The sequence below is a fragment of the Kitasatospora sp. NPDC004799 genome, from assembly GCF_040609095.1.
Lineage (GTDB): Bacteria > Actinomycetota > Actinomycetes > Streptomycetales > Streptomycetaceae > Kitasatospora.
In genome coordinates this window covers 22,110-28,258 of record NZ_JBEXJK010000063.1, presented here as the reverse complement: position 1 = coordinate 28,258, position 6,149 = coordinate 22,110, and the positions used below count along the sequence as shown (strand labels likewise).

6 protein-coding genes and 1 tRNA gene are annotated in these 6,149 nt (G+C 71.6%); 5 read left to right on the top strand and 2 right to left on the bottom strand.

Annotation, left to right across the window (positions count from 1 at the left end; genetic code table 11):
- Positions 1-61 precede the first annotated feature (61 nt).
- A complete protein-coding gene (locus ABZW03_RS11440; protein WP_355255076.1) occupies positions 62-1,114 on the top strand; it encodes a UDP-N-acetylmuramate dehydrogenase in 1,053 nt (350 codons plus the stop codon).
- 31 nt (positions 1,115-1,145) lie between these two features.
- Here the strand turns inward: ABZW03_RS11440 and ABZW03_RS11435 are convergent, their stop codons facing one another.
- Both ABZW03_RS11435 and ABZW03_RS11430 read right to left on the bottom strand, forming a co-directional pair.
- Complete coding sequence (locus tag ABZW03_RS11435; RefSeq protein WP_355255073.1) at positions 1,146-2,210, bottom strand: adenosine deaminase; 1,065 nt, start codon at positions 2,208-2,210, stop codon at positions 1,146-1,148.
- Positions 2,211-2,370: 160 nt separating this feature from the next.
- A complete protein-coding gene (locus ABZW03_RS11430) occupies positions 2,371-3,618 on the bottom strand; it encodes a pyridoxal phosphate-dependent aminotransferase (protein ID WP_355255070.1) in 1,248 nt (415 codons plus the stop codon).
- 284 nt (positions 3,619-3,902) lie between these two features.
- Between ABZW03_RS11430 and ABZW03_RS11425 the strand changes: the two genes are divergently transcribed.
- From ABZW03_RS11425 to rplK, 4 genes are all read left to right on the top strand, one after another.
- A tRNA-Trp gene (locus ABZW03_RS11425) sits at positions 3,903-3,975 on the top strand.
- A gap of 148 nt (positions 3,976-4,123) precedes the next feature.
- On the top strand, positions 4,124-4,456 hold the full coding sequence (secE, locus tag ABZW03_RS11420; protein ID WP_355255067.1) for a preprotein translocase subunit SecE: 333 nt from the start codon (positions 4,124-4,126) through the stop codon (positions 4,454-4,456).
- Between the two features lie 210 nt (positions 4,457-4,666).
- Complete coding sequence (nusG, locus tag ABZW03_RS11415; RefSeq protein WP_355255064.1) at positions 4,667-5,524, top strand: transcription termination/antitermination protein NusG; 858 nt, start codon at positions 4,667-4,669, stop codon at positions 5,522-5,524.
- Positions 5,525-5,702: 178 nt separating this feature from the next.
- Positions 5,703-6,137 carry a 50S ribosomal protein L11 gene (gene rplK, locus ABZW03_RS11410; protein WP_030290442.1) on the top strand — a complete coding sequence of 145 codons (435 nt, stop codon included), beginning with the start codon at positions 5,703-5,705 and terminating at the stop codon, positions 6,135-6,137.
- The last annotated feature ends 12 nt before the right edge of the window (positions 6,138-6,149 follow it).

The following is a 6,149-nucleotide window of genomic DNA, read 5'->3' as shown; positions in this document are numbered from 1 at the left end:
GCGGGTAGCCCGGCGCCGGGTAGCCGTAGCCCGCGGCCTGCGGCGGGTAGCCGCCCTGGGCCTGGGCCTGGGCCGGGTAGAAAACGACGCCCCCCTCGCCCCGCTGACCACGCTCCGGCTCGGCGGCCCGGCCCGCCGCCTGGTGACCGCCCACACCGACGACGAGGTGATCGCCGCCGTCCGCGAGGCCGACGCGGCCGGCGAGCCGCTGCTGGTCCTCGGCGGCGGCTCCAACCTGGTGATCGGCGACGCCGGCTTCCCCGGCACCGTGCTGCGGATCGCCACCGAGGGCTTCGCCCTGGACGGCACCGCGCTGGAGGTCGCGGCCGGCGAGACCTGGTCCGAGGTGGTCCGCCGGACGGTGCTGGACCACGGCCTGGCGGGCATCGAGTTCCTGGCCGGCATCCCCGGCTCGGCGGGCGCCACCCCGGTGCAGAACGTGGGCGCGTACGGCCAGGAGGTCGCGCAGTCGATCACCGAGGTGGTCGCGTACGACCGCGCCGCCGACGAGGTGGTCGTGCTCTCGAACGCCGAGTGCGCGTTCTCCTACCGGCACAGCCGCTTCAAGGCCGACCCGGACCGCTACGTGGTGCTGCGGGTGCGGTTCCGCCTGGAGGACGACGGCGGGCTCTCCACCCCCGTCCGCTACGCCGAGACCGCCCGGCACCTGGGCGTCGAGCAGGGCGACCGGGTCGCGGTCGGCACGGCGTTGACCGCGGTGCTGCTGCTGCGGGCCGGCAAGGGCATGGTGCTGGACCCGGCGGACCACGACACCTGGTCGGCCGGCTCCTTCTTCACCAACCCGGTGCTCACGGCCGCGCAGTACGAGTCCTTCCGCACCTGCCCGGGCGCCGAGGACGCCCCCGCCTACCCGGCCCCGGAGGGCTGCACCAAGACCTCGGCGGCCTGGCTGATCGACCGGGCGGGCTTCGGCAAGGGCTACGGGAGCGGCCCGGCGACGCTCTCCACCAAGCACACCCTGGCGCTCACCAACCGCGGCTCGGCCACCGCCGACGACCTGCTGTCGCTGGCCCGGGAGATCCGGGACGGCGTCCGCGCGGCCTTCGGGGTGGAGCTGGTGAACGAGCCGGTGATGGTGGGCGTCAAGCTCTAGGGGCGTCTCCCGAGCTCTGGGCAGGCCCTGGCTACGCGGGCACGGCGGCCCGGTCCGCGGGGGCCCGGCCGTCCACCAGCCAGGCGTCGATGTCTGCCAGCAGCTCCTTGCGGACGGCCTCCGGCGCGACCGAGCCGCGCACCGACTGGCGCGCCAGCTCGGCGAGTTCGGCGTCGGAGAAGCCCAGCACGTCCCGGACCAGCTCGTACTGGGCGGCCAGCCGGCTGCCGAACAGCAGCGGGTCGTCGGCCCCCAGCGCGAGCGGCACCCCGGCGTCGAAGAGCCGGCGCAGCGGGACGTCCTCGGGGTGCTCGTAGACGCCGAGCGAGACGTTGGAGGACGGGCAGACCTCGCAGGTGACCTGCCGGTCCGCCAGCCGCTCCATCAGCCGGGGGTCCTCGGCGGCCCGCACGCCGTGGCCGATCCGGCCGGCGCCCAGGTCGTCCAGGCAGTCCCGGACGGACTCCGGGCCGGACAGCTCGCCGCCGTGCGGGGCCGCCAGCAGCCCGCCCTTGCGGGCGATCTCGAAGGCCCGGTCGAAGTCCCGGGCCAGGCCCCGGCGCTCGTCGTTGGAGAGGCCGAAGCCGACCACCCCGTGGTCGGCGTAGCGGACGGCCAGCCGGGCCAGCGTCCGGGCGTCCATCGGGGACCTCATCCGGTTGGCCGCGACCAGGACCCGGATGCCCACCCCGGTGGCCGTGGCGGCGTGCTCCACGGCGTCCAGGATCAGCTCCAGCGCGGGGATCAGCCCGCCCAGCCGGGGCGCGTAGGAGGTCGGGTCGACCTGGATCTCCAGCCAGCGGGAGCCGTCCCGCCGCTCGTCCTCGGCGGTCTCCAGGACCAGCCGGCGGATGTCCTCCTCGTCCCGCAGCACCGAGCGGGCGGTGTCGTACAGCCGCTGGAAGCGGAACCAGCCCCGCTCGTCGGTGGCCCGCAGCCGGGGCGGCTCGCCGGAGCTGAGCGCCTCCGGCAGCCGGACGCCGTGCTTGTCGGCCAGCTCCAGGAGGGTGGCGGGCCGCATCGAGCCGGTGAAGTGCAGGTGCAGGTGGGCCTTCGGGAGGCCCCTGACGTCTCGCGGGTTCAACAGGCGTTCCATTCACCGATACTGCCGTATGAGGCCCCCGAACGGGAACCGCCTCCTTCACATCCCCCGAAGGGGTGAAAGGAGGCGGTGTGCCGGGTGAATCCCGTATGTCGGATTGACGTCAGCGCCGGATGGACCTCAGGGCCGGAACGACGTCAGCGCCGGAGCGGTGTCAGTCGCGGGCCTCGCCGAGCAGCTTCTGGATCCGGCTGACGCCCTCGACCAGGTCGGCGTCGCCGAGCGCGTAGGAGAGCCGCAGGTAGCCGGGGGTGCCGAAGGCCTCGCCCGGGACGACCGCGACCTCGGCCTCGTCCAGGATCAGGGCGGCCAGCTCGCCGGAGGTCTGCGGGCGCTTGCCGCGGATCTCCTTGCCCAGCAGGCCCTTGACCGAGGGGTAGGCGTAGAAGGCGCCCTCGGGCTCGGGGCAGAACACGCCGTCGATCTCGTTGAGCATCCGCACGATGGTCTTCCGGCGGCGGTCGAAGGCCTCGCGCATCTCGGCGACGGCGTCCAGGTCGCCGGCCACGGCGGCCAGGGCGGCGCGCTGGGCGACGTTGGAGACGTTCGAGGTGGCGTGCGACTGGAGGTTGGTCGCGGCCTTGACGACGTCCTTGGGGCCGATCACCCAGCCCACCCGCCAGCCGGTCATCGCGTAGGTCTTGGCGACACCGTTGACCACGATGCACTTGTCGGCCAGCTCGGGCAGCAGGGCCGGCAGCGAGGTGAAGGTGGCGTCGCCGTACACCAGGTGCTCGTAGATCTCGTCGGTGAGCACCCACAGGCCGTGCTCCAGCGCCCAGCGGCCGATCGCCTCGGCCTCGGCCTCGGTGTACACCGCGCCGGTCGGGTTGGACGGCGAGACGAACAGCACCACCTTGGTGTTCTCGGTGCGCGCGGCCTCCAGCTGCTCGACCGAGACCTTGTAGCCGGTGGTCTCGTCGGAGACGACCTCCACCGGGACACCGCCGGCCAGCTGGACCGACTCCGGGTAGGTGGTCCAGTACGGGGCCGGGATGATGACCTCGTCGCCCGGGTCCAGGATCGCCGCGAAGGCCTCGTAGATCGCCTGCTTGCCGCCGTTGGTGACCAGCACCTGGGAGGCGTCCACCTGGTAGCCGGAGTCGCGCAGCGTCTTGGCGGCGATCGCGGCCTTCAGCTCGGGCAGGCCACCCGCCGGGGTGTAGCGGTGGTTCTTCGGGTCGCGGCAGGCCTCGACGGCCGCCTCGACGATGTAGTCCGGGGTGGGGAAGTCGGGCTCGCCGGCGCCGAAGCCGATGACCGGACGGCCGGCGGCCTTGAGGGCCTTGGCCTTCGCGTCCACGGCGAGGGTCGCGGACTCGGCGATCGCGCCGATCCGGGCGGAGACCCGGCGGTCGGCGGGGCGGATGGACTGGTCGGGCTGCGGGGTGGAAGCGCTCATGCCTGCATCGTCGCAGAACCGGGACCTACCGGGCATCGGGGTATCGGCATCCGTACGTTCCCGTCCGGATCGCGGCCCCGTCGATCCGTCGGCGGGCGCCCCGCCGGACCGGACATCCGCCGGGGGACCGGCCGCTCCGGAGAAAGAGGTTCGACCAAACACCCCTCGACCACGTACACTCGCTGCTCGACGGCCCGCCGAAAAAGACCGGAGCTTTCACCGCCTGTGCAGACAGCGGGGGGAGATGCGGTAGGTTGGTCGCCACCGGAGCCGCGAGGCACCGTAGGGCAATAGCTCAATTGGTAGAGCACCGGTCTCCAAAACCGGCGGTTGGGGGTTCGAGTCCCTCTTGCCCTGCTGCTAGATCCGTTTTCAGCCCGTTCGCTCCACAGGAGTGAGCGGGCTTGATGCGGAGATGGCACCGATCAGCACCGCTAGCCGACTGGTCGTGCCCACACCGGGTGCGCGGCGAAGTTCGGCAGGACCCGGATTCAGGTGAGGACGAGTGACGGAGACCACGGGCTCCACCGCAACGCCTGAGAGCGGCAACCCCGAGGGTGCCGACGGCGCTGCCGAGACCACGCCTGCCGACGAGAAGTCGGGCAAGCGCGGCAACCGCGAGAAGAAGTCCGGCAAGCGCGCCAAGAAGGGCCTGTTTGCCCGGATGGCCCTCTTCTACCGCCAGATCATCGCGGAACTGCGCAAGGTCGTCTGGCCGACCCGCGGCGAGCTCACCAACTACACCGCCGTCGTGGTCACCTTCGTCGTGGTCGTGATGGCCTTCGTGGCCGGTCTGGACTACGGCTTCTCCAAGCTGAGCCTCTGGGTCTTCGGCTGACCGGCCGCCCCACCTTCTCGAACAGCCTCCCGACCCGGGCCGATTCCTCGGCCCGGGTCGAGCTGTCGGCGCCGGACGTACGCGCGGTTACCGTGGACTCGGTACTGTTGAAGTCTCCGAGACCTCACCTGGCGCCCGCGCGAGCGGCCGTCCGCCGGGCGGGTCGAGGAGCGCGCCACCTTCACCATCTCCAGGAAAGAAGCCGCCACCGTGTCTGAGTCCCCCCTGTACGACGCCGACGAGACCGTCCGCGAGGCGGATGTCGCCGCCGAGCTGGACGCGGCCGAGCTGGCTGACGACACCGAGTCCGCCGAGCAGATCGTGGACGCCGCGGACAGCGACGAGGACGAGGTCGAGGCGTACGACGAGGCCGAGGCCGGCGAGCCCGCCGAGGAGGCCGCGCTGCACGTGGAGGCCGCCGTCGAGGAGGCCGAGGAGGCCGAGGAGGAGCCGGCCGACGAGGTCGACCCGGTCGCCAAGTTCCGCGAGGACCTGCGCTTCATGCCGGGCGAGTGGTACGTGATCCACACCTACGCCGGCTACGAGAACCGGGTGAAGCAGAACCTGGAGCAGCGCGCCGTCTCGCTGAACGTCGAGGAGTACATCTTCCAGGCCGAGGTGCCGCAGGAGGAGGTCGTCCAGATCAAGAACGGCGACCGCAAGACCATCCGCCAGAACAAGCTCCCCGGCTACGTCCTGGTGCGCATGGACCTCACCCCCGAGTCCTGGGGCGTCGTGCGCAACACCCCGGGTGTCACCGGCTTCGTCGGCAACGCCTACGACCCGTACCCGCTGACCCTGGACGAGGTCGTCAAGATGCTCGCCCCGGACGTCGAGCGCCAGGCCGCCAAGGAGGCCGGCAAGGCCTCGCCGGTCCGCCCGGTCGAGGTCCAGGTGCTGGACTTCGAGGTCGGCGACTCGGTCACCGTCACCGACGGCCCGTTCGCGACCCTCCAGGCGACCATCAACGAGATCAACCCGGACTCGAAGAAGGTCAAGGGCCTGGTCGAGATCTTCGGCCGGGAGACCCCGGTCGAGCTCTCCTTCGACCAGATCCAGAAGAACTAGTCGTACCGTCCTCGGATTCGGGGCGGGGCCGGGGACGGGATCCCGGGGCCCCGCCCCGAATCCGTTTTGGTCCAGCGGCGCGGACGCGTTAGCCTGGTCCGATGTGTGTGCTGGCGGCCGGGTGTCGCCCCGGTTCCGCACGCACCAGCAATCACCTCTCGGAAGGACCCGGAGAGACATGCCTCCCAAGAAGAAGAAGGTCACGGGGCTTATCAAGCTCCAGATCAACGCCGGTGCGGCCAACCCGGCGCCGCCGGTCGGCCCCGCGCTGGGCCAGCACGGCGTCAACATCATGGAGTTCTGCAAGGCCTACAACGCCGCGACCGAGTCGCAGCGCGGCATGATCGTGCCGGTGGAGATCACGGTCTACGAGGACCGTTCCTTCACCTTCATCACGAAGACGCCGCCGGCCGCGCGCCTCATCCTGAAGGCCGCGGGCGTCGACAAGGGCTCCAGCGAGCCGCACAAGACCAAGGTCGCCAAGCTCACCAGCGCCCAGGTCCGTGAGATCGCCACGACCAAGATGCCCGACCTGAACGCCAACGACCTGGACGCCGCGGAGAAGATCATCGCCGGCACCGCCCGGTCGATGGGCATCACCGTCGAGGGCTGATCATCCGTCCCG